The organism is Bradyrhizobium zhengyangense (assembly GCF_022012435.1).
In the GTDB taxonomy this organism is placed as follows: domain Bacteria; phylum Pseudomonadota; class Alphaproteobacteria; order Rhizobiales; family Xanthobacteraceae; genus Bradyrhizobium; species Bradyrhizobium zhengyangense.
In genome coordinates this window covers 1-22,942 of sequence record NZ_JAKLUA010000038.1, presented here as the reverse complement: position 1 = coordinate 22,942, position 22,942 = coordinate 1, and the positions used below count along the sequence as shown (strand labels likewise).

Annotated in this window: 17 protein-coding genes and 1 pseudogene; 10 read left to right on the top strand and 8 right to left on the bottom strand. The window is 55.1% G+C overall.

What is annotated here, in order from left to right; genetic code table 11:
* Positions 1 to 337: 337 nt before the first annotated feature.
* The 6 genes from L6637_RS40710 to rfbF form a co-directional block, all read right to left on the bottom strand.
* The gene (locus L6637_RS40710) at positions 338 to 1,426 is read right to left on the bottom strand and encodes an acyltransferase family protein (protein WP_237874243.1); all 1,089 of its coding nucleotides are present in this window, start codon (positions 1,424 to 1,426) and stop codon (positions 338 to 340) included.
* Between the two features lie 530 nt (positions 1,427 to 1,956).
* Positions 1,957 to 2,793 carry a hypothetical protein gene (locus L6637_RS40705; RefSeq protein WP_237874242.1) on the bottom strand — a complete coding sequence of 279 codons (837 nt, stop codon included), beginning with the start codon at positions 2,791 to 2,793 and terminating at the stop codon, positions 1,957 to 1,959.
* Between the two features lie 262 nt (positions 2,794 to 3,055).
* A complete protein-coding gene (locus tag L6637_RS40700; RefSeq protein WP_237874241.1) occupies positions 3,056 to 3,973 on the bottom strand; it encodes an NAD-dependent epimerase/dehydratase family protein in 918 nt (305 codons plus the stop codon).
* On the bottom strand, positions 3,970 to 4,536 hold the full coding sequence (rfbC, locus tag L6637_RS40695) for a dTDP-4-dehydrorhamnose 3,5-epimerase (RefSeq protein WP_377803220.1): 567 nt from the start codon (positions 4,534 to 4,536) through the stop codon (positions 3,970 to 3,972). The genes L6637_RS40700 and rfbC overlap by 4 nt, the downstream gene beginning before the upstream one ends.
* A gap of 21 nt (positions 4,537 to 4,557) precedes the next feature.
* Entirely contained in the window at positions 4,558 to 5,601 is a 1,044-nt protein-coding gene (locus tag L6637_RS40690; protein WP_237874239.1) for an NAD-dependent epimerase/dehydratase family protein, read from the bottom strand.
* Between the two features lie 17 nt (positions 5,602 to 5,618).
* The gene (gene rfbF, locus L6637_RS40685; RefSeq protein ID WP_237874238.1) at positions 5,619 to 6,389 is read right to left on the bottom strand and encodes a glucose-1-phosphate cytidylyltransferase; all 771 of its coding nucleotides are present in this window, start codon (positions 6,387 to 6,389) and stop codon (positions 5,619 to 5,621) included.
* An 839-nt stretch (positions 6,390 to 7,228) separates the two neighbouring features.
* On the opposite strand from rfbF, the gene L6637_RS40680 reads away from it, so the two are divergent.
* The 7 genes from L6637_RS40680 to L6637_RS40650 all read left to right on the top strand — a co-directional run bounded on the left by L6637_RS40680 (position 7,229) and on the right by L6637_RS40650 (position 17,834).
* The gene (locus tag L6637_RS40680; RefSeq protein ID WP_237874237.1) at positions 7,229 to 9,265 is read left to right on the top strand and encodes a hypothetical protein; all 2,037 of its coding nucleotides are present in this window, start codon (positions 7,229 to 7,231) and stop codon (positions 9,263 to 9,265) included.
* 301 nt (positions 9,266 to 9,566) lie between these two features.
* Positions 9,567 to 10,580, top strand: coding sequence for an acyltransferase family protein (locus tag L6637_RS40675; protein WP_237874236.1), 1,014 nt, complete (start codon positions 9,567 to 9,569; stop codon positions 10,578 to 10,580).
* 240 nt (positions 10,581 to 10,820) lie between these two features.
* Complete coding sequence (locus L6637_RS40670; protein WP_237874235.1) at positions 10,821 to 11,939, top strand: acyltransferase family protein; 1,119 nt, start codon at positions 10,821 to 10,823, stop codon at positions 11,937 to 11,939.
* A 49-nt stretch (positions 11,940 to 11,988) separates the two neighbouring features.
* Positions 11,989 to 13,401 carry a hypothetical protein gene (locus L6637_RS40665; RefSeq protein WP_237874234.1) on the top strand — a complete coding sequence of 471 codons (1,413 nt, stop codon included), beginning with the start codon at positions 11,989 to 11,991 and terminating at the stop codon, positions 13,399 to 13,401.
* Positions 13,398 to 14,765 (top strand): oligosaccharide flippase family protein, encoded by a 1,368-nt coding sequence (locus tag L6637_RS40660; protein ID WP_338076894.1) that lies wholly within the window; start codon positions 13,398 to 13,400, stop codon positions 14,763 to 14,765. Before L6637_RS40665 ends, L6637_RS40660 begins: the two co-directional genes overlap by 4 nt.
* Before the next feature lie 181 nt (positions 14,766 to 14,946).
* Positions 14,947 to 16,092 (top strand): glycosyltransferase family 4 protein, encoded by a 1,146-nt coding sequence (locus L6637_RS40655; protein ID WP_237874232.1) that lies wholly within the window; start codon positions 14,947 to 14,949, stop codon positions 16,090 to 16,092.
* 287 nt (positions 16,093 to 16,379) lie between these two features.
* Positions 16,380 to 17,834 (top strand): FAD-dependent oxidoreductase, encoded by a 1,455-nt coding sequence (locus L6637_RS40650; RefSeq protein ID WP_237874231.1) that lies wholly within the window; start codon positions 16,380 to 16,382, stop codon positions 17,832 to 17,834.
* A gap of 31 nt (positions 17,835 to 17,865) precedes the next feature.
* On the opposite strand, the gene L6637_RS40645 is transcribed toward L6637_RS40650, so the two are convergent.
* Both L6637_RS40645 and L6637_RS40640 read right to left on the bottom strand, forming a co-directional pair.
* A complete protein-coding gene (locus L6637_RS40645; protein ID WP_237874230.1) occupies positions 17,866 to 20,043 on the bottom strand; it encodes an NAD-dependent epimerase/dehydratase family protein in 2,178 nt (725 codons plus the stop codon).
* Positions 20,040 to 21,077 (bottom strand): glycosyltransferase family 2 protein, encoded by a 1,038-nt coding sequence (locus tag L6637_RS40640; RefSeq protein WP_237874229.1) that lies wholly within the window; start codon positions 21,075 to 21,077, stop codon positions 20,040 to 20,042. The genes L6637_RS40645 and L6637_RS40640 overlap by 4 nt, the downstream gene beginning before the upstream one ends.
* A 307-nt stretch (positions 21,078 to 21,384) precedes the next feature.
* Between L6637_RS40640 and L6637_RS40635 the strand changes: the two genes are divergently transcribed.
* The 3 genes and pseudogenes from L6637_RS40635 to L6637_RS42740 all read left to right on the top strand — a co-directional run.
* The gene (locus L6637_RS40635) at positions 21,385 to 22,287 is read left to right on the top strand and encodes a DUF535 family protein (protein WP_237874228.1); all 903 of its coding nucleotides are present in this window, start codon (positions 21,385 to 21,387) and stop codon (positions 22,285 to 22,287) included.
* Complete coding sequence (locus L6637_RS40630; protein WP_237874226.1) at positions 22,284 to 22,736, top strand: serine O-acetyltransferase; 453 nt, start codon at positions 22,284 to 22,286, stop codon at positions 22,734 to 22,736. The genes L6637_RS40635 and L6637_RS40630 overlap by 4 nt, the downstream gene beginning before the upstream one ends.
* An 80-nt stretch (positions 22,737 to 22,816) precedes the next feature.
* Positions 22,817 to 22,942: pseudogene (locus L6637_RS42740) on the top strand (IS5/IS1182 family transposase); the annotation flags it as partial.

Sequence of the window (22,942 nt, the reverse complement as noted above, 5' to 3'; positions counted from 1 at the left end):
GAACTTATTGCTGTCCATAAGGGCTGTTACACAGCACTCCTCTTAACCCGGCAAGACGGCCCTCACCGGAGGGAGACGTTACTTCTCGGTGTTCCGCTCTTAAACACACGCTTAAAGAACAGCGCGGGACCGATCATTCACAACCTGTTCTGGGCCGGAGAACTATGGGCCCGCCATCGCGAACGGGCGGGGCTACAGTGCTTCCTCCTGCTTGAATTACAGCTCATTGGCCGCGCGCCCGAAAGCCCGAAATCCCTCCGAGTCGCGATCACTTGTCAAAGCCGGAGTCGCAGAAAATCCTTCTCAATCGTGGCGAGGATTGTAGCTAACTCCGCCTTTATTCACCGGCGTTGGTCGATGACTCGTAGTCTTGAGAAAGATTGAGGTTTGACGTCGTTGACGTTTGCGCGCCGGAAGGTGCGGGTCCTTGGAAGAGCCTCCGTGATAAGTGCATGCTATAACGTTCTACGGAGAACCACATTGCGGCGGCGGTCGCGATGCAGGCAACAATAGATGCGCACCACCAGAAAGCTTCGGACATGAGACCGTCACCCGTTACGATTTTCCCAATCCGGAACACGGCTCCTGTCACCGGATTATGAATCAGGTAGAGAGAATACGAAACTGTACCGAGGAACTGTAGCCATCGCCAATTGAGCCCATTCTCAATTTGCTTTGTCATTGCGACAGCGAAAATCAGCGACGAAGTGATCACGCAAGCGATCGCAAAAACGTCGTGATACCAGATTGCAGATGCAGCCACGGCGAAGAGGTACGCGAGATAGATCGGAACCATTGCGCGATATTTCCAACCGTACCAGGCAGATGCTCCTAACAAAAAGGCGAACCATAGGTTTGGGAACCAGGAGGGGGCATCGGGCGCAATTCTAAAGCACCAAAGCAGGCTGACGAGGAGCGCGCCAGCGAACAGCATCCTTCTTGCAAATAGCAGCCAAGCAAACACAATGTAGAACTGTACCTCGTAGCATAAAGTCCAAAAAACGGGATTGATGTTGTTAAACCCAAGAATGTTTTGCGTGTAAGTTAAGTGAGCCAGAATTTGGGCTGTCGTGAAAAGTTCGGATGGTCGACCTGGGACAACTTTTGCTGCCAGCATCGAAAATCCGATCGCTAACGCTATAGCGGTCCAATAAGGCGGATCTAATCGAATCGATCGCCGGGCGACGAATCTCACGAAGTTAGCAGGGGTCATTCTTTGATCGCGCAATGAATGTGCAATTACAAAGCCGCTAATGACAAAAAAAATAGGAACCCCTAGAGCTCCGTAAGATGCCGCTTGTCGAACAAAGTCCGGAAGATTGTTTACGTGGTTGCCTTCGACGGCGTGAAAAATCACGACGCCCAAAGAAGCGACCCCGCGAAGCGCGTCAATGAACGTAAGACGTCGGCTGTTCTCTTCTTTCACAAGTCGTTTTCTCCGGAATCCGGAAAGGTGGTTGAACTGCCTACGAAGGTCCGATAGGGCGTCGTCGAGTGTACAACGAGAGTTTAGACCATCGAGACCAAAAAGCCGTTGAGTGGTTGAATTGGGTCTCCGTTAATAGACCACTGGCTATGGAGCACTGCAAGACCAGGTAGTCTTCCCGCAGCCGGAGGATGATGGCTGCGAGCGCGATCACCGCGTGATGTATTCGAAGGTCTTTTCGATGCGAGTTGCCTGATTTTCCGCCGATCGAGGTCCGTGCTGTTACACGGTTAGTTGCACTGAATCGGCGAGGATCGAAGCAGCGACCGGACCTAGTCACGTACGCAACATTCGTGACCCTGCGTGTCAAATATGCCCTTTGGGCTTGCGAGGTGGCGTCTCATGTAAATACATCACCTGCGCTTTACCGCAGCGCACATTTTGCGCCCGCCAAGAAGTTGAGCTCAATCGTTCGACACCGGCCGATTGGGTGAGAAACCACCTCAGTTCCTTAGCGTAAAGGGCTTTGATTAGAATAGGAAACGCGACTTCATAAATTCGGCGTGTGCACTAATGCTAAGCCTCGGCCTCGTAGCCGTTGTTTGACGGGCCGGATGATCCAAGAAGTGACACACGTACATCGCTGAATACCAACTCTCTGCCTTGATTGGCCGGTGTCCAGGAAGACTCCGATCTTGCCCAATCTTGCGCAGTGCATTCTCGGCGTTGAATTCTGCAATTGCGGCTAGTTCGCCAGCCCACTCATTGGCGAAAAAAAAGTTGATGTCGTCGAAGTACATCGATAGGGCGGGAACATAGCTTTCGGTGGGGCCCGTCAAGCATTTTAAGGCCGATTTGGTTGCGGAGTAGATGTCAACGTCAATAGAGACGAATCCAAGCGGGGCAGTGGCATCGATGCTTTGCGTAAAAGGCCCGACCGTATCGCCTATATCGCCCCAGATGATTTCGGCGCGATCGCCGAGCTTACCCAGCAGTTGCTCTCGCTGCTCCATGGCGAAATCACCGGGGTTCCAGATTTCAGGATGATCTTTGTAACCTTGGATCTGAGGCAAACCTTTCCCTGTATCAAAGCCGACGATCCGAAATTCGATACCGGTTTCTGCGTGGATCAGCGATGCCAGTTCGACCATATTTAGGAGACCGGCGCCGCTGGCAACACCGAATTCGACGGCCGTGACGCGTGTCTTTCCGAAATACCTCGCGCAGTCTGCAGCGCGAAGCATGCCATAGAGATAGTTCGGTCGACTGATTAAGCCGAATTGCTCCCGCTCGCGGAAACTGCCCTTGCGTCCAATTCGAGCTGCCTCGCCATAAATCCGTCGGAAAAGCTTTTCGCCAATTGCCACTTAGGACGCCCTCCAATTTTTCCGACACCCGATAAGAACGAAACTCATCGAGGCTGCTTTCTAAACCTGATTTAGTCGCAAATGCCAAGCCTGGTAAGGGAGGTCACAAGCTTGGACTCCGAGACTTGGTGAATCCAGCGGTTCTTCTGATGGTCCTGAACCGAATAATATGACAAGTCCTACGATACGGCCGTCTGCGTCTTGTCCAAGCGGCGCCCTTGGCATCGTTGATGGTAATGCCAAGCGTCGGCAAAGCGACGTGTTAGCGCTGATAGAACTTGGCCGCGATATCCCAGGCGGCAGATTCGCTCCATCCAAGGCGTTTGCCATCCAACCTTTCGGTATTGATCCGCACCATTGGCTCGGTGAACTCAGTCTGCTGCATCAGGCTCACGGGACAGGAGATCCCTAGGCGCGGCTCCATTTCGCGTGCGAAGCGCTGAGCGAAAGCTCCCTGGCTCTCCACATAGAAGCTCGGGTTGGCGCGCGTAATCCCGGCCACGTTCGGTATCTTCTGGCAAAACAGCGCATAGGCCTGGGCCAAGAGGTCGACGTGAATGTTGTCCCGAACATAGAGCGGGGTACGAACTGCAGGCGTTTCGCCCTTGAACCAGGACTGTACCAGGTAGTTGCAGAAGCGCGGCTCCTCGAAGGGGCCGAAGGGGTTCGCGATGACGAACTTTCCAAGGTTGAAGCCCATGGTTTCGCTCAGGAAGCGGCAGTACTGCCAAGTCAGTCCCTTGGACAAGCCATAGGGCGAAAAGGCGCGCATGGGATTGTTGCCGGCGCCTTCATCAGGCTCAAACACCGAGCCTGTAAGGACAACACCGCCAAGGCCCCTCGTCATCATGCTTCGCAAGATAGTCGGCAAGTTGAAGGTATTTTCGGCGGTTGCTCCCATTGGATCGAAATCGGCGCTTCGGTAGTCGCTGGTCCTCGATGCGTGATGGCAAAGCAGATCGAACGAGCCTTGACCGACGAGATCGAGGAAACGCGGTGAACCAAAAGCGCAATCCTGCAGGATCTCCGCAATCCGGCCGAGTTCGACAACCCGCTTGCCGCGAAGGCCCGTGTATTCGGTGCCACGAAGCGGAGCGACTATCGTGTGCCCCTTGGCCGCCATTGCCTTCGCAAACCACAGGCCCGTGAAAGAGCTCGCTCCGGTCAGGAGAATTCTCACGTGATCCCCCGAAGCGACTCGATCCCGTGAAAATTCGGATCGAAGTCAGGCCAGGTGCGATCCTTTGGCGAAACTTCGACGGGCGAGCGCGGCCAGTCGATGCCAAAACGGGGATCGTCAAACCGGATCCCTCGCTCCTGTTCCGGGCCATAGAAAGCGCTGACGAGGTAGAACGCTTCGGTGTCGTCCGTGAGGGTGAGGATACCATGGGCGAAACCCCTCGGCACCATGATCATCATGCGGTTCTCGGCGGTCAATTCGACGCCGAACGATTTTCCGAACGTCGGCGAGTCCGGGCGAATGTCGATGATTGCATCATAGAGTGCCCCTCGGATGCATCGCACGACCTTGATCTCCGCGGCCGGCGGCAATTGATAGTGCATGCCCCTTAGTGTTCCGGCCTTGGCGCTCAGCGAATTGTTTATCTGCACAGCGGACATCGGAACGCCGGCGGTCTCAAATTCGCGCTGGCAGAACAGGCGGGCAAAGAAACCTCGATCATCGCCGCGCTTCTCCAACTCAATCGTGTAGGCGCCGTCAAGCGGGATCTTGTGGAATTTCATCGAACGAACTCTCTTGAGGGATCACTGCCAGTGGAGGTCGGACGAGAGCCGCCCTTGCGCGATATGTTCCTTCAGCGTCCGCAGACGCATCAACGATGAGCCCCGAAAGTCCTTGTCCGAAAAGTTTATGCCACGGAGCCCCGCGCTGAGATTGCGAACGGATTGGGCCAGAGAAACAGCTGGAGCATGGGAAGGGGCGAGCTGAGCGAACAGCGAAAAATCGACTTGATAGGAACGCTTGTCGGGCAGGGCGTCTCGATTGATGCTCACCTTGGTCCCGGGCAATTCGGCTGCAACGACTTCCGCCAATTGGCGCACCTGATAGTTGCCTTGCGTACTGCCGACATTGACGAGCAGGACGTCGCCCCCGGTCTCTGGCGTGCGGCGAATCGCCCATTCGATCGCACGGGCCATGTCAGCGACGTCGATCAGGGGGCGCCAGGGAGTGCCATCACTCAAGACGCTAATCTCGTTCGTCGCAAGCGCGCTTGCGACGAAATCGTTCAGCACGAGATCGAGACGCAGGCGGTCCGACATGCCACAAGCGGTAGCAAAACGAAGGCAGGTTACCGTCATCCTGCCGGCGTTGTTGGTGCGCAACGCGTTTTCCATCGACACTTTGGAACGCGCGTAGGCCGTCAGCGGGTTGAGTGGATCGCTTTCACGGCGAGGGCCGCCCTCGGCCGCGCCATAGATGCTACAGCTCGAAGCGAAGATGAATTTGGATACGCCCTTCTCTTCGGCCATGCTCGCGAGAGCGACACTTGCCCTTTCGTTAATGGCTTCGGTGACCTTCTCGAACTCCTTGCCCATGGGATCGTTTGAGATGGCGGCAAGGTGAACCACGGCGTCCACGCCATCCAGCAGGTTGGCCGGAAAATTGCGTAGGTCGCCAAAGTGCAGACTATCCAGGCGCGCTTCGGGCAGGCTTGGCGCACCTGTGAGATTGTGAGCGAAGTACCCGCTGTCGAAGCCCACGAGTTCTGCAGTGGGAAAGGTTTTGCGAAGGTGGCGCGTGAGGACGGGGCCGACATAGCCCATCGGGCCGGTAATCAAAATCCGCATGAAACTATCTCTTCCCTTTACCACGTCTTCCAGGGCGCTTTATCGTTGGCCCACAGATCCTCGAGATAGCGCTTGTCTCGGAGCGTATCCATCGGGTGCCAGAAGCCGCGGTGGAAATACACGCTCAGCTGGCCTTCCGCGGCGAGATTGGTCATGGGCTCCTTCTCCCAGACCGTCGCATCTCCCGCGATGTAGTTGCCCACCTTGGGCGACAAGACGAAAAAGCCGCCATTGATCCAGCCGCCGTCTCCGCGCGGCTTTTCCTGGAAACCGGTAACGCGGCTTCCCTCGAAGTTGATGGCGCCGAAGCGGCCGGGCGGCTGGGTCGCTGTCACCGTTGCGAGGCGGCCTTCGCGCTTGTGAAGTGCGATCGTCTCCTTGATATCGATGTCCGCAACGCCGTCGCCGTACGTGAGACAGAATGCTTCATCGTCGCCAATGAACGGGAGTATTCGCTTGATACGCCCGCCGATCATCGTCTGCTCGCCGGTATCGATCAGCGTAACTCGCCAAGGCTCGGCGTGCTTGTGCAGAACCTCCATCTTGTTCTCGCGGAGGTCGAAGGTCACGTTCGACTGATGCAGGAAGTAATTCGAGAAGTATTCCTTGATGACGTAACCCTTGTAGCCGAGGCAAATGATGAAATCGTTGATGCCGTGGCTCGAGTATATCTTCATAATGTGCCACAAGATCGGCCAGCCGCCGATCTCGATCATTGGCTTGGGACGAACGTCGGTTTCTTCCGCGAAACGTGTTCCGAGGCCGCCAGCTAGCAATACCGCCCGCATATATCTTCGCCATTCAATGGAATTCAAAATTCTGAGGCAACGGCAAGTCTACCCGGTAAAGGTCCGCTGCCTTATTTGCTCTCTCTTTCCAGTATACTAGTCCCTCGAAAAAATCGAGCTACCTGTCCGCTGAAAGCCGCGGATGGTTTATTTCCCTAAAGGATCGGGGGAAATTCAAAGCTTGCACGCTCGCTGGCTGCATTTGGGTAGCATCGAGCTCAAAGACGTACGATCAGGTTGGATTTCCGAGCGATTGCGCGAAGACTTGGTGGCCATTGGACAGGTCAACGACTAGATGCGCAACGGTCGAAGCCCGAGCGCTCGGCGAGCAACGTCCGATTTAGAGATTACCGTCAAACTCGCTTTGGGCAAGAGCCAAAGCGAAAGGCTGTTCCTGCGAAGTCCCATCTGAGTCTCGTGCAGGCTGTTTGGCAATCCCCATCGCGTGGTGCCGATTTGATTAACTCGTGCGCCCTTTGATGCAGATGGGCGTGCGATCGCATCGACTGAGCAGCCGCCCCACGCCCTGTCGAGCCGATGTGGTCAGTAACTACTTGTTAAATATCAAATTTTGAGAGCCCCGTTGAAGTCACTTTAACGGTCGTGACACATCGGGAACCGTTTAAACCCTTTGGAAGGGAACTTCCTCGCAAGATCGAGCCGGAACTTGCGGACGTATCCAACCGCGACGAAAGTTGGATGCTGGCAATATACAAAGGCACCCACCTCGGCTGGAAATGCGCGATTTTCCTGGCGGCCTCAGGTAAACTGCAGTCGCACCGCGTCCTTCCAGCTCGGGGAACCATTAACCAGAGGTTGGCTCGACGATGAAGTCTAAGATGGACCGCAGAACTTTTCTCAAAAGCTCGAGCGCGATTTCGCTCTTGTCAATGTTTTCGGATACCGCATCCGCGTTTGCCGCAAAGTCGCTATCGCCGTCGGTAACGAGTCTAACGTCGTCGGTCACCACTGGCGCTCCCCTGAACAACGGGCGATCCCAGATCAATTTGAACTTCTTGCAGATCGGCGGAGACTTCCCTTTCCTGAATTGCTTGAAGAACGCACAGTCGTGGACTTGCATCGATAACAGCGGTCTAGCCGATCCGAGCCTGCTGGATAGTGACGGCTACCCGACTTCGATCGCCCACGGCGGCGTCTATACCGTGTTCGACGTGCCAACCCAATCCGATCGACCGGGCAACTACGTGATCACCTGGAGCGGAAATGGCACGATATGGTGCGGGATGAGTAATACGCTCGTGAGTGGAAGCAAAACCAGCACCAGCGGAAGCGGGCGATACGTATTCTCGACAACGGATAGCCGGTTTGTGGTAGGGATTTCGGCCATCGGGTCGCCGCGAATTACGAATCTGCGCGTGTTTCACGTTAATGACGAGACCGCACTGAACGCGGGCCAAGTGTTTGGTGCTCGCTTCAAGCAGCGGCTAATGGAAGCCAACTTCGGCGTCGTCCGTTTCATGAATTGGCAGGCCGGCAATACCACCAACGTGACGACCTGGGCCACGAGGAAGCCGACTTCCTATGTCTTCTACGCCGGGCAAGAGTTCCGAAAGAGTCTCTATGCTGGACTCACTAGAAACGTCGGCTCCGCTTACGCAGTCGATTTCCCAAACTTCCGGTTGGCGGACAAAGCGACCGTCATCGTGAAGTTCAACGTAAGCAATACCACCCCCTGTACACTCAACGTGAACGGGACGGGAGATATCAATATTCTGAACCACTATTCGGCACCTCTTTCAAGTGGCAACTATCCGATCGGCGGGACATGGCAAAGCATCGCGACGCTGGTCTACGACGCCACCTTAAATGCGTGGATCAAACAGGGTGGCGATGCCGCCCTTGGTAGCGCTGGCCTCAGCAATGGGTGCCCTCCAGAATTGATGGTCCAGCTGTGCATCGAGATTGGCGCGCACCCTTATTTCGTCACGCCGGCGTTGGCGATCGATCCTGCGACCGACTACATGCCGAGCTTGGCCGCATACTGCCGAGCGAACGCGCCATCCTGGATGGTGCCGCGCTTCGAGGGCCCCAACGAGACCTGGAACAATGCGAGCGGCTTCTATTCGACAGCCTACGCGAAGGCCAAGGCCACAGCGTATGGCTGGGGTCCCGACGTGCACAACTGGTATGGAAAGGTGATGTCGGTCCTTGGGCAGGCAATTAGCGCCGTCTACGCAGGCGATCGCACCAAATATCAGGTTCTATGCGGTGTCCAAACCGCCCTTGGAACAAGCACCTCGGGCACGGCCACTTGCAATGCGCGGCTTGCATCGACGCGCTATTTGGCGCAAAGCGCGCCCGCGCAAGCATCCTATACCAAGACCGCAGCGTCGGCGTGGGTCACGCACATCTGCACTGCGCAGTATTTCACTCCTTCCGAATATGGAACGACTCAGGAGGCGCTGGATGCACAGGCGTTTGTTGCCGCAACGGATCCTTCTGTGAAGGCGTCGATTGCTGCAGCCTACGCCAATACTGCAAACAGCGGGAGCGGCCCGTACACTCTTGCTCGGGTTGCACTCATGCACGCTAATTGGAAAGTGTGGGCTTTGAGTTTTGGTATTAAACATATGTGCGGTTATGAAGGGGGATACTCACCTGACTACACAAGCCGTGGGACGAGCGCCGTCGACCTTCTGCGATCTGCTTCAAAGTGGGCGCCATCCGTCAGCAATCTCACGACGATTAACTATAACAACTTTGTGGGCCTGACGGACGCCAACTTTGTCGCCGAATTTCCGTCTTGCTTTCAGCTATCAGGGAGAGCGCCGTCCAACAACGCGTGGGCCCTTCTCGAAACCATCTATGCAAGCGCGCCTCCGCAGTGGGGGGCTCTAGTGGCGTTTAATCACTGAAGCGCACTGAGACTAGTCACGAAATGCGAATGGCGTGCGCCGTCCAGGGCATCCTGCGACGGCGCCTGCGCTTGACTAGCGTAGGTCAGCTTGACCCATCGATAGCATAAGAGAGGGAGCCGCGAGCGCCCCGCCACGTTCCTGCCCTCCCGGGGCTAGGCGATCCGCGTAACGTCGGATAATATAGCTCTACAGGTTGGACGGAACGCACATTCTTCATACGTTATCGGAATCGTTAAGATGACGCTGGCCAGCATACAGATGACCCGGCCTCCCAGGCGGCGATAGTCTTCAGCAACCTATGCGCGAAATTTACTCCCACACCGCGTTGCGCGGAATCGCTTCTCTACTTGTAGTCTTTTTTCACTACATGATTATCCTTGAACCTACCTTCGATTTCGATACCCATACGAGTTTTTTTTCTAAAGGCTATCTTTGGGTCGATTGTTTTTTCATCCTGAGCGGATTTATCCTGTGCTACGTCTATGGCACTTCTCCCGGTGACAATCAGAATAAGCTGATCGATTTCCTATGGGCTCGGTTTGCCCGGATTTACCCGCTCCACCTAGCCACATTAATTGGACTTGCGGGATTACAGGTCCTCGTTTCGAAAATCGCGAACCATCCGCTTACTATCGGCACATGGTCAACTTTTTGGCCAAATTTGTTCGGCGTTCATGCGTGGCTGATGCCTGCAAAGTATGACTGGAATTTCCCGTCGTGGTCAATAAGTGTCGAACTTGCGGCCTACCTTCTGTTTCCATTTGTCAGTTTCGGCTTCTCTCGACAGCCGACCATTACTATTGGCTTGCTGGCCGCTTCAGTCGTGTTTGCATTGACCATCGGTCGTGACCATTGGGAACAAACCGCACTCATCCGGGGGCTACCAATGTTCTTGTTCGGCGTTCTCGTCTTCCAGTTCCGCTACGGCATCGAACGAATACGTTACGTCTCCGCCCTCCAGACGTCAGCAGCGGGGGCCTTGATCGCATCGCTCCACTTTGGTTTGTACGATTTTGCGATCGACCTGCTTTTTGCCGCCCTGATCTGGCTGACTTGGACCGACCAGGGTGTCTCGATTGCCCTCCGTACTCGGCCGCTGCAAGCGCTCGGACAATGGTCTTATTCCATCTATATGCTGCATATTCCGGTTCGTATTGTTCTGGGCTTCGCTTTAGGCGGACGGTTGCCGCAGTTGCTTCTGTTCGGCATTATGCTTGCAGGTACCATCTGTGCCGGCGCAGTCTCCTACCGTTATTTTGAGATGCCTGTTCGCCAGGCACTACGGCGACGACGTGCCGTGTTGGCTGCTTGAGACTCTTACGCCGAAGAAATCCAGTCTTCGATCCAAGGAGGGCGACCCGATTGGATCCGCCCAGAGCAGTGTTAACTGCAGTGGGATTCTGCGGCTCTGAGACTATATTCTAGAGTTTCAGGGATTAGCGTGCGGGGGAGCTCTGGGGTAGTGTTCATTCTTGGGAAGCTCTCCGTGGGCCTCCTAGCCGCTCAAATTCCGTTGGCAAAGTCCGAGGCCCTAGTTAGATCGCGCTAGCTCATGCACTATATTCCTACTCTAAACGGGTGGCGAGCTATCGCTATTTCGTTTGTTGTATTTGCCCATTCTTTTCCGAGTTGGGCCACCGATAGCGAGAAGGTATCCTTGATAGGAACCTTCGGCGTGAGGATTTTTTTTGCTCTGAGCGGTTTTCTGATTACGACCCTCCTTCTGGCAGAGGAGCGAGATGCGGGGCGTATTGAGCTGCGGTCCTTTTATGTTCGTCGGTTTTTTAGAATAATGCCGGCCGCGATTGCGGTTGTCGCATGCGTAGCAGGTCTTTCTATTGCCGACGTACTGAAGATATCGCCACGACGATTGGTCGATACACTGTTTTTTTTCGCTAATTATTCTAGCGCACCCTCGGCCTACGAGGTTGCGCATTTTTGGTCGCTTGCAATCGAGGAGCACTTCTATTTTGTCTGGCCCGGGTTGCTCGTTCTGGTCCCGCTTCTGGAGCGTCGGCTTCTCGTCGGTATTGCCATTGCGTTCCTCATTGCGACGTGGCGGGCGATTGCCTGGAAATACCAGATCACGACCGAGGATCCGGCGAAGTTTTGGGGGCGCACGGATATTCAAGTAGACGCCATTGTGTGGGGCGCGGTCGTGGCGCTCGCTTCAGTTAATCGACGGATTGCTCCAGCGCTCACAAAATCATGGGTAAGGGCGTTCGTTCTGCTCGCTCTGCCCGCGAGTGCGTTCGCCTATGTTTTCGTCGAAAACTGGAAATGGCACCTCGTTTCCTATCAGGTGTTCGTTATATGCATGCCGGTTTTAATATGTCAGACGAGCCGCGGGGTGTCTTTCGTAGCTTCCGCTCTTGAATGTGGATTGATACGGTGGCTCGGAGCAATCTCATATAGCCTGTACCTATGGCAGCAGATTTTCCTAACGCACAATCAGGATTGGACGTTGCGGGTCTTCCCGCTCAACATCGTTTCGGCATTTGTCTGCGCATTGCTCTCGTATTACTTCATCGAGCGACCGTTTATACGATTTGGTCGAGATCTCTTGAGCAGGGCGGTTTCAAAGGATAAACAACTTTCTCCGACCAAATGGGCCAAGCCGTCACTCACGGGCGACTCGAGACCGCACCCGCAGAAGGGCGGGTATCCCTAATACTCGGGTACGATTGCAGCGGCCTCAGCAACAGGATGAGACTTGGTGAATGCAATTTGAGACGCCAGGGAATTGGTTTGCGGTCTTCGCGGTTCTGGGGTGGCCGCTCGTATCGATCGTGCTCTACCGCAATTTTTCGGTCGTTAAAGCAACGGTCTGGACAGTTCTTGGCGCGCTCTTGCTGCTTCCGTCCGGGTTCGCGCTCAAGTTACCAATGTTACCAGCGCTCGATAAGAATTCAGTTTCTAGCGTTTGCGTGCTGATCGCCAGCTATGTGTTGGTACGGAGGCGCCTGTCTTTTGGGGTTGGACTTGTGGAGATCCTCGCTGCCTTTTTTCTCTTAGGCCCGGTGGTCACCTCTCTCCTTAACAGCGACACTATCATTAGAGGTGAGACGATCCTACCGGGAGTTGATTATTACGATGGAATATCTGCGCTGCTAAGTCAGTCGGTGATGTTCATCGCTTTTTTGGCTGGCCGACGTAGCCTTCGCGATACCGTGGGTACTGAAACAATTGTTCGCTCTCTCGCTGTCGCGGGGCTACTCTATTCCTTACCAATGTTGTTGGAGGTCCGGCTAAGCCCGCAACTGTCAAACTGGATCTACGGTTTCTTCCCGACAGGCTTCAGCAGTGAAGTGCGGTACGGTGGGTTCAGGCCGGTTGTATTTATGAAGAATGGGTTGACGGCCGCTTTCTTCTTGATGACGGCGCTTTTAGCTGCTGTAGCGATTTGGCGGGTGGATGGTCGAAAAGGGCAGGTTCCCCCGGCCGGAAGAGTTGCTTACCTTGGGATCGTGCTGCTTCTTTGCAAATCAGTTGGCGCGCTAATCTACGGGCTGGTTATTGGTCCGCTGGTTCGCTGGGCCAGCCCACAGGCGCAACTGCGAGTAGCCGTTCTGTTGGTAAGCATCGCATTGCTCTACCCGATGCTTCGTATCATGGACTTGTTCCCGGATAAGTTATTGGTCGAAACGGCCGCCGAGATCGACACATCGAGGGCCGCTTCCTTGAAACTGCGCTTCGATCAAGAGCAGAAGCTTCTTGAGCACGCTCATGACCGGTTCACCTTTGGATGGGGACGTTACGGCCGTAACAGAGTTTACGAGGAAGCGGGCAAAGACTCTAGCATTACCGATGGCGCCTGGATCCAAGTCTTGGGGACTTTCGGATTGTTTGGCTTTCTCAGCCAGTTCGGACTTCTCGCGCTGCCGATTTTTCGTGCTTTGTCGGCTTGCAGCTCGGTCAGATCCGAGCGTGACCGAATAGCCTTGGCGGCGCTTGCGCTGATCGTGGCGCTTAACCTTGTGGAGCAATTGCCAAATTCGTCGATTAGTGCTTGGAACTGGATGCTTGCAGGAGCGCTAATTGGACGAGCAGAATCGATTCGAGGATCTGTCGGCAGTCGCGCGCAGGATAGGTCCACGATACCTAACCGAGGCTATGGATCTAATCCGCTATGATTCTCGTTGATCCAATCTCGCTGAGGCAGCGCGTCCTAAACGCCGGGATGTGGAGCCTTGGGGGCTTCGCGCTCACTCTCGTCCTTCGGCTCGGCAGCAATTTGCTCATGACGCGCATTCTGGCGCCCGAGATGTTTGGCGTGATGGCCATTGCGTCTGCCGTCATCACCGGTCTTGCGATGTTCTCAGATCTCGGGCTCAAACAGAACATCGTGCAGAGTAGGCGCGGTCAAGATGCCGTCTTTTTGAATACCGCTTGGACCCTCCAGATCGTTCGCGGCTTCGCAATTTCGACCGCTGCGATCCTGGTGTGCTTCGCCATCTTTGCAGTCAGAAGCCGTGGATGGTTGCCTTTAGACAGCGTGTACGCCGATCCGAGTTTACCATATGTTGTCGGCGCGCTGTCGCTTTGGGCAGCGATAGCTGGCTTTGAGTCGACAAAGCTTTTTGAAGCCAGTCGAGAAATTCTCCTTGCCCGCATAACCTCCATCGAGATCCTCACACAGATATTCGGCGTCCTGTGCATGCTCGCTTGGGCGGTTTTTGACCGGTCCATTTGGGCGCTCGTTGTGGGCACGCTCTCTTCAGCAGTGTTGCGAGCATTCTTAAGTCACGTCTTGCTGCCAGGTAACTCCAATCGTCTGGAGTGGGAAGGTGAATCTGTTCACGAGCTTCTCGGTTTTGGCAAGTGGATCATGCTCGCTTCGGTGATTGGCTTTGTCGTCAACTCGGGTGATCGTTTGCTTCTTGCGGGAATGGTGGACGCCACAGTTCTCGGGTTTTACGCCATCGCTTCCCTATTTGTTGGATCCATTGAAGGTGTTTTGGCGAGGCTGATGACAGATGTGTCGTTTCCGGCTCTGAGCGAGATCGTCCGGACTCGGCGCGCGACTCTAAAGCAGAACTACTACCGCTTCCTCACGGTAATTGCCGGCGGCGCGTATCTCGCCTCCGGTGTGCTGATGACGTTCGGAGGGACGTTGGTCGATGTGCTCTATGATAGGAGATACCACGACGCGGGTTGGATGCTTGAGCTGACCTCTGCCATACTGCTTACCATTCCATTTCGTCTCGCAACGCAATCGTTTTTGGCTTTGGGCGTACCCCACCTGCAATCTTACATTCTAGTATTTCGGTTGTTGTCTTTAGTGGGGGGCACGTCTCTCGGCTTCAGATGGTATGGAACGAGGGGAGCCCTAATTGGCATTGTCTTTAGTCACTTTTCGTATCTACCCGTCATCGTCTATTACAATATTAAACACAGGCTTTTCGACCTCCGGATTGAGGTGTATTTGATGGCGATCTTCCCTATAGGAATTCTGATTGGCAAGGTTGCCGCCAAGCTCGTAGAAGGTTTGTTTTAGATTTGCGTGTCGCAGAACGTATGGTGGCGACCACGCCGTTTTTTTGCAGCAACGCAATTCGCCAGCGGCCCCTCTTCATCTCGGCCAATACCATGACTGTCGATGTTTTAATCGCGAGAAGCCGCTTATTGCACAGTCCGATTCCGTCCCGTAATTGCGCAACTGCCGAGGAGTAGGTCCGATGCGCATTAATTTCATATTGCCAACGCCTTCCATGGCAGGCGGCATTAGAGTTGTTGCGATCTACGCTGACGAGTTGGCGCGTCGCGGTCACGAAGTCTGTCTCATCTCGCCGCCGCCGAGGCAACCTGTCTTTGTTGAGAAGTTCAAATCGTGGGTAAAAGGGGCGGGCTGGCGTCGGGCTCAAGTGCAGTTGCAGTCGCATCTCGACGGCCTTGAGCTGAACCATCGAGTCCTGGAGACTTGGCGACCGATAGTCGATCAGGATGTTCCTGATGGCGATGTTGTCATCGCGACATGGTGGGAGACCGCCGAATGGGTCAGTAGACTAGGTGCCAAAAAGGGAGCTAAAGTGTATTTTATCCAGCATCACGAGGTGTTTCCTTATTTGCTTCCGCGCAGCCGAGACACATACCGCCTGCCTCTGCATAAAATTGTCGTCGCCAAATGGCTGAAGGACATTATGATCAATGAATACGGGGATCGAAATGTTGATATTGTACCCAATAGCGTAGATCATTCTCAATTCTTTGCACCGGTAAGACGAAAGCAGCGCATTCCAACGGCGGGCTTCTTGTATGCGACAACTCCCTTCAAGGGCGCCGATTTGTCTATTGCAGCCTTGCAGATCGTTGCAAAGAGAATCGCGAGCCTACGATGCATCTCCTTTGGTAGCGAACCGATCTCTCGCTCGCTGCCGCTGCCAAACGGAACAGAGTACGTCTTGAACCCGGCTCAGGACCAGATAAGAAATCTCTACGCGGAATGCGACGTGTGGGTCACCGCGAGCCGCACTGAGGGGTTCAATCTTCCGGCAATGGAAGCGATGGCCTGCCGAACGCCGGTCGTTTCGACGCGAACTGGATGGCCCGCCGAGTCGATAAAGTCGGGCTGGAATGGTGCTCTTGTAGAGATCGAAGACCTGGCCGGGCTCGCGGATGGGGTCGAGAGTGTCCTATCCAGTGCGGAAGAACATTGGCAGCGACTTTCACTAAATGCGCACTCGACTGTCGCATCGAGTTCTTGGAAGCGGAGTACTGATTTGTTTGAACAAGCACTCGAGCGTATTTGCCGGCGCGCGAGTAGGAACGAGAAGGGCGATCAAGGCGATCTGGAAGAAGAGTCTCATGAGGAAAGAACGGCCTAATCTTGAGTAAGTTTTGTCGTGTGGTCATCGTGGGCCTAGTCGCTAATCCAATGTGATCGGGTGGAATTGCATGGAAACATCGTATATCACGTTCAAGAGCCTCTCGCGACGCTCGCTGTTTCGAGGAGCCATTCGATTTAGCATGTTTGCCGCATTAGTTTCCCGGCTTTCCCCGAACCCTCGAGTCGACAACGATCAGCATACCTATTTGCTCGTCAACGGTTGGGTCGTCACGCGAGGAGACGCTCGCTTTACTCCGGACAATTCCGGCAGAGGCCACGCCCAAGATGCAGTTTGATTTTAACGAAGCATCGGCGCGCATTACTGCGGCCAGGTACGACGTTTGTATTTGCGGGACGGGACCAGCCGGCATCACCGTGGCCAGAAAGTTGGCAGCCGCAGGCAAGAAGGTTCTTCTGCTCGAGGGAGGAGATCTTTCTTACACCGACGTATCGCAGGATATTTATAGGGGCGAAAGCATCGGTCGCCGTTACTGGCTGGATATAACCCGACTTCGGTACTTCGGGGGTACTTCCAATCATTGGAGCGGTCGGTGCGGCATCTTCGATCCGATTGATTTCGAAAGCCGCGATTACTTCGGTCTGCCAGGCTGGCCTGTTGCGCTACCAACGCTGCTGGATAATTACCTTCAGGAAACTCAGGATATTCTAGATATCTCTGGCAAAGACTTGTCTCCCTATAAAGATCCGCAATTCCCATCCGAACTATTCAATCAAAGCGGTTTCGCGCTGAGCCCTCCGACGCGTTTTGCAGAGAAATACGGCGACGAACTGAAGCAATCGGATAGGATCGAGTTTTTTTACAACGCGAGCGTCGTTGATGTTAAGTTGACCGAAAATCGTAGTTCAGTCGACTTTCTTTCAGTCCTGGGCTTCGACGGCCGTCGGGCTCGGGTCAGTGCAAGTTTCTATGTTCTCGCGCTCGGTGCGCTGGAGAATGCCCGTCTTCTCATGAATTGCGACAGTCAAGTTCCTGGGGGAGTGGGGAACCACAGCGGGATGCTCGGCCGTTGTTTCATGGAACATCTGAATGTTTCAATCGGACGGTTCGTGGTGACGAGACCAGATTTCTGGAAGAAAGACACAGCACTTGTTCCAACACCTGAATTGATGCGGCGTGAAAACCTTGGGAGTGGAATTCTATCTTACGGGCCCAATGCCTCGCCTCAAAGCTATGGAAGGCTGCGCGTGCTCAAGCAGTTCGTTCGTGAGACGAGTTGCACGTTCCCAAATATGGCGGAGGTTGCGCGCAAGATTGTTGATTTTGACTGTCCCGGCGACGGCCTCGTCACATCCCTGATCGAACAGACGCCCAACCCGCTAAGTCGGGTGAGTCTCAATCGGACAACCGATCGACTTGGATTGCGTCGAATTAACTTGGATTGGCAGATCAGTGACAATGACAAGCGGACGATCCGTTCGCTTTCGATGAAGGGGGCCCAGGAAATGGCGAGGCTCAATCTGGCCCGAGTTCAGTTGGCGCCGTTCATTACGAACAAAGAAATAGATATCGAGGTTGGAGCTCACGCCCACCAAATGGGGACCACTCGAATGTCGTCGGATCCCAAGTTCGGAGTGGTTAACGAGGATTGTCGTGTCCACGGAGTGGACAACCTTTACCTTGGCGGAAGCTCGGTATTTCCCACCGGCGGTGGGACGAATCCCACATTGACAATCGTGATGCTCTCGTTGCGGCTTGCCAGGAAATTGAGTTCTCTTTAGTAAGGTCAGTGACCTGGCCTTTGAGAGCGTATCATTCTACCGCCTTCAGCCACGGCTCCAGTGCCGCGCCGATTCCCTCATCTAGCATTCGCTGCCTGTCCGACGCCGGCTTCCAGCCCAGCTCGGCGCGCGTGCGCGTGCAGTCGAAATAGACCTTCTGCGTCCGGGACTCCCAGTCGGCGTAGCTCGGTTTGCGGATGCGGTCGGGGTGATTCACCACAACCTTGACCGCCCATTTCGCGAGGTCAGTGAGGTAGAACTTCCAGATCGGCTGATAGATAATGGATAACTTCAGGTCGCCCCGCTGCTGCAGGTCTTGCAGATATTCACGTGCTGTTAGCAGCGGGGAGTCGACCAAATTATAGCTCTTGCCTTCGACCCCCGGCACTTCGATTGCCTGCACCAGGGCCGCGGCGACGTCTGAGACCAGTACGAACGGCAGCTTGTTGCGGCCATCGCCCCACACTTCACAGACGTTCTCCGAGAAGCGGCCGACACCCCAGTGAAACGGGCCGCCGCCGCGGCCGATCACGATTCCTGGGCGAAGGATGACAAGCGGCAGCTGTTGGCTACGGCTCATGTCGCTTAAGATGTCTTCGGCCGTAGCCTTGGCGCGTGCATAATAGTTGCGCCGGTGGATGTCGGGGTCGAGCGGCGTTGCCTCCGTGATCGTGCTGGCCTTGGCGCCGGCATAGTAGGAGTCGATTGTACCGGTATAGATCAGCCGCTTGACGTTCGCCGCCAGACAAACTTCGCCAACCAGCCGCGTGGGTTCGACATCTCTAGCCAGATATTCGGCCCACGTCTTACATTGGGCATGCGCGAGGTGATAGACGAATTCGATTCCCACCATCGCTCGCTCGAGGTCGGCGCGGTTGGCGATGTCGCCACGAACGAGCTCCAGACGGTCGAAACGAAATTCGTCGAGCGCCGAGGCTGAGCCGCGCACCATGGCGCGGACACAATAACCTGATGCAAGCAGGTGACGAATTAACTCCTTGCCGATGAAGCCGGCCCCGCCCAGAACTAGCACTGTGGGTGCGGTGGCGAGCGCGGGGCGCTCGGGGCGAGCCGCTGCAGCAGATGACGTATCGATTGCTGAGGCCTCGATCATCCTCAGGCAATGCTCGATTACATCGCGGCCGGTGCGACCCCCAATCCGGGTATCCAGCGGCTTGTCGTTGCGGATGGAAGCATAGAACGCCGCGATCGAGTCCTGGATCGAGTTCTGGTACGGATTGCCCCGTCGCACCAGCTTCAGCTTGCCAAATCCATAGCGCGCCAGCACCGCTAACGCCTGTTTCTGCAGCTGTCGCCCGATGGCGCGGCTGCGTTTGAAGCGGTCGAAATCGATATCCAGCGGCGTGCGCTGATCGATCACGCAGGTGTCCGCATCGAAATCGAGCAACGCCGATCCGAACAACCCTCGGACAGAGATCGTTCGTTGCGGAAATCCAGGTGCGAAGTTGATGTTGATATCAATTGCGGTGCGGCCCACCGTGGTCCGCGTGCGCCAGCGCCGATAAACCTTGGCGCCGTTCGGCAAGGTGACCTCGCGGTCAGCGATGACGGAGAGCGCCTCCGGCGCGCCGGCAAGATCGAGCAGCGCGGACACGAGATGCGGGCCTGTTTCGACAATGACGTTGCCGGGATTGCGCAGCATCCAGTTGTCGAACGGGCCAAAGCGGATTTGGCCTAGCTCATAGAAATGATTGAAAGTGATGTGATCGACTGGCCCGATCTCCTTCGAATGAACCGCCTTGCGGAGACGCTCGAAAGCCGACGAGAATAGAAAATTATGGCTGACGCCGAGATAGAGGTCTTGGTACGCCGCGAGGGCGATGAGTTCGTCCGCCTCGGTGGTGGATGTGCACATTGGCTTTTCGAGAAAGACGTGAACGCCCGCCTGCAGCGCGGTCTTGGCCAAGGAAAAGTGAAGGTCCGGTGGCGTCAAGATGTGAACGCAGTCGATATGCGTCTCCTGAAGCATCTTCCCAAGTGAATCGAAAGCAAGCGGAATATTCCACGCACCGGTAAAGGCCTCATTCCGGGCAAAGTTGGCATCGCAACTCGCTGCAAGCTCGACGCCCGCGGTTTCGCGGATCGCGCGGGCATGAAATTCCGCGATGTAGCCAGTACCGACAATGGCCGTGCGAATGGGGACTGTAGCGCTGATCGCCGAGCGTCCGTTGGCTGAATTACTGCTCATGCATTTCTGCTCGTTGGAATTGCTTTGTGTTCGATGAGTTGTGGGCTGCGACGCAACAGGCGGTCGCGCCAGAACATCGCAAGCCCCAGACCTTCCGGGAAACGTGCGAGAAGCTGAAAGCAGGCGAGGCGGGCTCGGTCTGCTGGGGAGCCGGAATTATTGATCATCAGCCGAGCAAGCTGCAGCGGATAGATCAGCCAGGCGACCCATCCGAACGGCGCCGCAATCGTCGCGGCGATGGCGACGAAGGGGATCAGAAGACCCCAAACCGCGGCTCGGCACGCCTGGTGCACAAAATGCCGCTCGGGCCACGCGCCATGCAGATAGGCGCCCTGCGCAAAGGCATAGCCGGCACGCCGGGTCCTTCTCCACCACTGGCCGAAATGTAGCATCGCCGCATCGTGCAGGGCCATCTCGTCGGGGAGCCGCCAGATTCGCCAGTTTGCTTGACGAAGCCGGACACACAGCTCGTCCTCTTCGGCGGCAATTACGTCCTCACGATAGCCGCCGACGCTCTTGAGTGCCACGGCACGGACCATCACGTTGCCGGCGAAAGCATGGACCTCACCGTTAGGGCGGTCCCACTCCCTGTCGCAAAGCCAATTGTAGACCGATCGCTCCGGATAGCGTTCGCGGAGCCGCCCGCAGACGGCGGCTGCATCTGTCTGGCGCACGAGGAAGTCTATGGCAGCACCGAGCCATCCAGCCACGAGTTGGCAGTCGCCGTCAACGAACTGAACGTAGGGCAGGTCCGGGATAATCGTCATTAAGCGCGCAAAACCGGCGTTGCGCGCGCGCGCCGCTGTAAATGGTGTACTGAGGTCTAGCTCGACGATATCGGCGCCCGCTTCGCGTGCCGCCTGCACCGATCCGTCCGTCGAGTTAGAATCGACGTAAACCACCACATCTGCCGTGGACACCGAGCGTAGGCAGGTTACAAGCCGCGCGCCCTCGTTTCGTCCGATCACGACTACCCCGAACCGCCTAGGCGCCTTGACAGTTTCGTGGTTAATGCGCTCACTAGTCTGCAACATACGGGTATCTTGATATCCTAATCGAACGTCTAGTTAACTTCCATCGCCAAGAGCGGCAATTGTCGCAGGATTCGACCCACATAAATTTAACCTATCACGACAAATCGGGGCGTCGGGAATTCGGAAGTCAAGCCGGCATCGCGTATGGTTCCACGCTGAACGACGCGGCCCCTCATAACCCAAGGCCGTAACGCAACTTTGGACGACCAATTGCTTCGATATAGCCAGACAACTATAATACGGTAAAAAGCTGTACGTAATTGACCAAAGTGCAATGTTGTTTAAAAGTCTACGCCAAGTTTGGTCGATGACGAGTTCTGTCTATAGTGGCAGAAATTTTGATATCGTGCGCAGGCTGATGCTAACCAGTCAGGTCTATTTGCATCGGGAGGCCCTTGCTGAACTGTTCGGCGGCCAGTCAAATCCATCGTTGGTTCGCCTGTTCAAGGAGCGTCCTGAAACCATTGGTGTGCTCATCTGGCCCTATCAATGTGCCTCCTGGAATGCCAGCACGAGATTAGCTCGACTTAAGTCGCACTGCGACTGCGTCGAAAGGCTCGGATCGCCGTTCAACCTTGGCCCTCACGAACGGGTAGTTTTGGCAGATCTCTCCTTTATTAGAGCGGGACTTCGAGTTGTCATTGACCAGCCAGCATGGTTTATGAGGGAGGGCAATCTCGTCGTAAACCTATTTATCGATAGAGTTAGGATGTATTCGTTAGCATTCTCTCTTCACCAGGACGAAGAGGGAATCGCTGCTACTATAGGTAGCATTCAGGGCCGTGATCTAGACCACGCTGCGGAGGATTATCGATCCCTAACGAAGCAGGCGAACGGTATGAGGCCGAGAGATCTACTGTTTGAACTCTTCTGTATGGTGTGTTCGTATCTGGCTATCGCTCGCGTATATGCTGTGACGAATGAAGACCGACACCATGCTCATCCCTATTTCAGATCTAGGATTGAGAAGGTAACCGCTGATTATAACTTGATATGGGAAGAGCGGGGCGGCGTTCGGAAAGACAACTCATTCTATGCGCTTGAGGTTGGCGAGCGAAGAAGAAATCTTGAACAGGTCCCCCAGAAGAAGCGCGCCATGTATCGCAAGCGGTACGAGATGTTGAACCTAATTCGCGAACTCATCTGTAAGAGATTAGATGAATTAAAGGTGGCTCCAGTATTCGCTCCGTATGATCAATTTGATTTATGAACCACATTTTCAATATCAGTGCGATCTTGCTTTCAGCAATCGAGCGCTATCAGTACTACCGAGCACGGGATGGGTTCGCGGCGAGGGTTGCGCAAAGGTACTTTATTCTCAAACATCTAATCTTCACGATCATAACGGGTTCGGACATCAGTCCCTTTGCCAAAATTGGAAAGCGCCTGTTTCTACCGCATCCAAATGGTGTAATCATTCACAAGGATGCAGTGATTGGAGACGATTGTATCATTATGCAGCAGGTGACCGTTGGGCAACTCGCTGTTGGCAATGTTCCAAAATTAGGGAATGGGGTGTACATCGGAGCCGGCGCAAAAGTTCTCGGCCCGATCTCTATCGGTGACAGAGCTAGGATTGGGGCCAATAGTGTCGTTTTGAGCGACATTCCAGCAGGTAAGACTGCTGTCGGGATTCCAGCGAAGGTCGTTAACTCCTAGCAGGCTGTTGAAAAAAGGCGCTCGCCGCCGACCGGTGACGGTGATTCATTGGCTCCGAAGAGAAGATTCGGAGATGGGACGTGCGCGGCGGGGACATTCGAACGGGCGAGCTGTTCAGCTACGTTGACTTGGAGGCGCGGGTCCGGCGTGATCATCCGCTGCGAGCGATCCGGACGATTGTGAACGAGGCGCTGTCGACGCTGGAG

What these genes read in the sequence shown, in the direction of transcription:
- rfbC (WP_377803220.1), bottom strand. Translation starts at nt 4,536, where the DNA reads ATGAAATTCCACAAGATCCCGCTTGACGGCGCCTACACGATTGAGTTG.
- L6637_RS40690 (WP_237874239.1), bottom strand. Translation starts at nt 5,601, where the DNA reads ATGCGGATTTTGATTACCGGCCCGATGGGCTATGTCGGCCCCGTCCTC.
- rfbF (WP_237874238.1), bottom strand. Translation starts at nt 6,389, where the DNA reads ATGCGGGCGGTATTGCTAGCTGGCGGCCTCGGAACACGTTTCGCGGAA.
- L6637_RS40680 (WP_237874237.1), top strand. Translation starts at nt 7,229, where the DNA reads ATGGACCGCAGAACTTTTCTCAAAAGCTCGAGCGCGATTTCGCTCTTG.
- L6637_RS40675 (WP_237874236.1), top strand. Translation starts at nt 9,567, where the DNA reads ATGCGCGAAATTTACTCCCACACCGCGTTGCGCGGAATCGCTTCTCTA.
- L6637_RS40670 (WP_237874235.1), top strand. Translation starts at nt 10,821, where the DNA reads ATGCACTATATTCCTACTCTAAACGGGTGGCGAGCTATCGCTATTTCG.
- L6637_RS40665 (WP_237874234.1), top strand. Translation starts at nt 11,989, where the DNA reads ATGCAATTTGAGACGCCAGGGAATTGGTTTGCGGTCTTCGCGGTTCTG.
- L6637_RS40660 (WP_338076894.1), top strand. Translation starts at nt 13,398, where the DNA reads ATGATTCTCGTTGATCCAATCTCGCTGAGGCAGCGCGTCCTAAACGCC.
- L6637_RS40655 (WP_237874232.1), top strand. Translation starts at nt 14,947, where the DNA reads ATGCGCATTAATTTCATATTGCCAACGCCTTCCATGGCAGGCGGCATT.
- L6637_RS40650 (WP_237874231.1), top strand. Translation starts at nt 16,380, where the DNA reads ATGCAGTTTGATTTTAACGAAGCATCGGCGCGCATTACTGCGGCCAGG.
- L6637_RS40645 (WP_237874230.1), bottom strand. Translation starts at nt 20,043, where the DNA reads ATGAGCAGTAATTCAGCCAACGGACGCTCGGCGATCAGCGCTACAGTC.
- L6637_RS40640 (WP_237874229.1), bottom strand. Translation starts at nt 21,077, where the DNA reads ATGTTGCAGACTAGTGAGCGCATTAACCACGAAACTGTCAAGGCGCCT.
- L6637_RS40635 (WP_237874228.1), top strand. Translation starts at nt 21,385, where the DNA reads ATGACGAGTTCTGTCTATAGTGGCAGAAATTTTGATATCGTGCGCAGG.
- L6637_RS40630 (WP_237874226.1), top strand. Translation starts at nt 22,284, where the DNA reads ATGAACCACATTTTCAATATCAGTGCGATCTTGCTTTCAGCAATCGAG.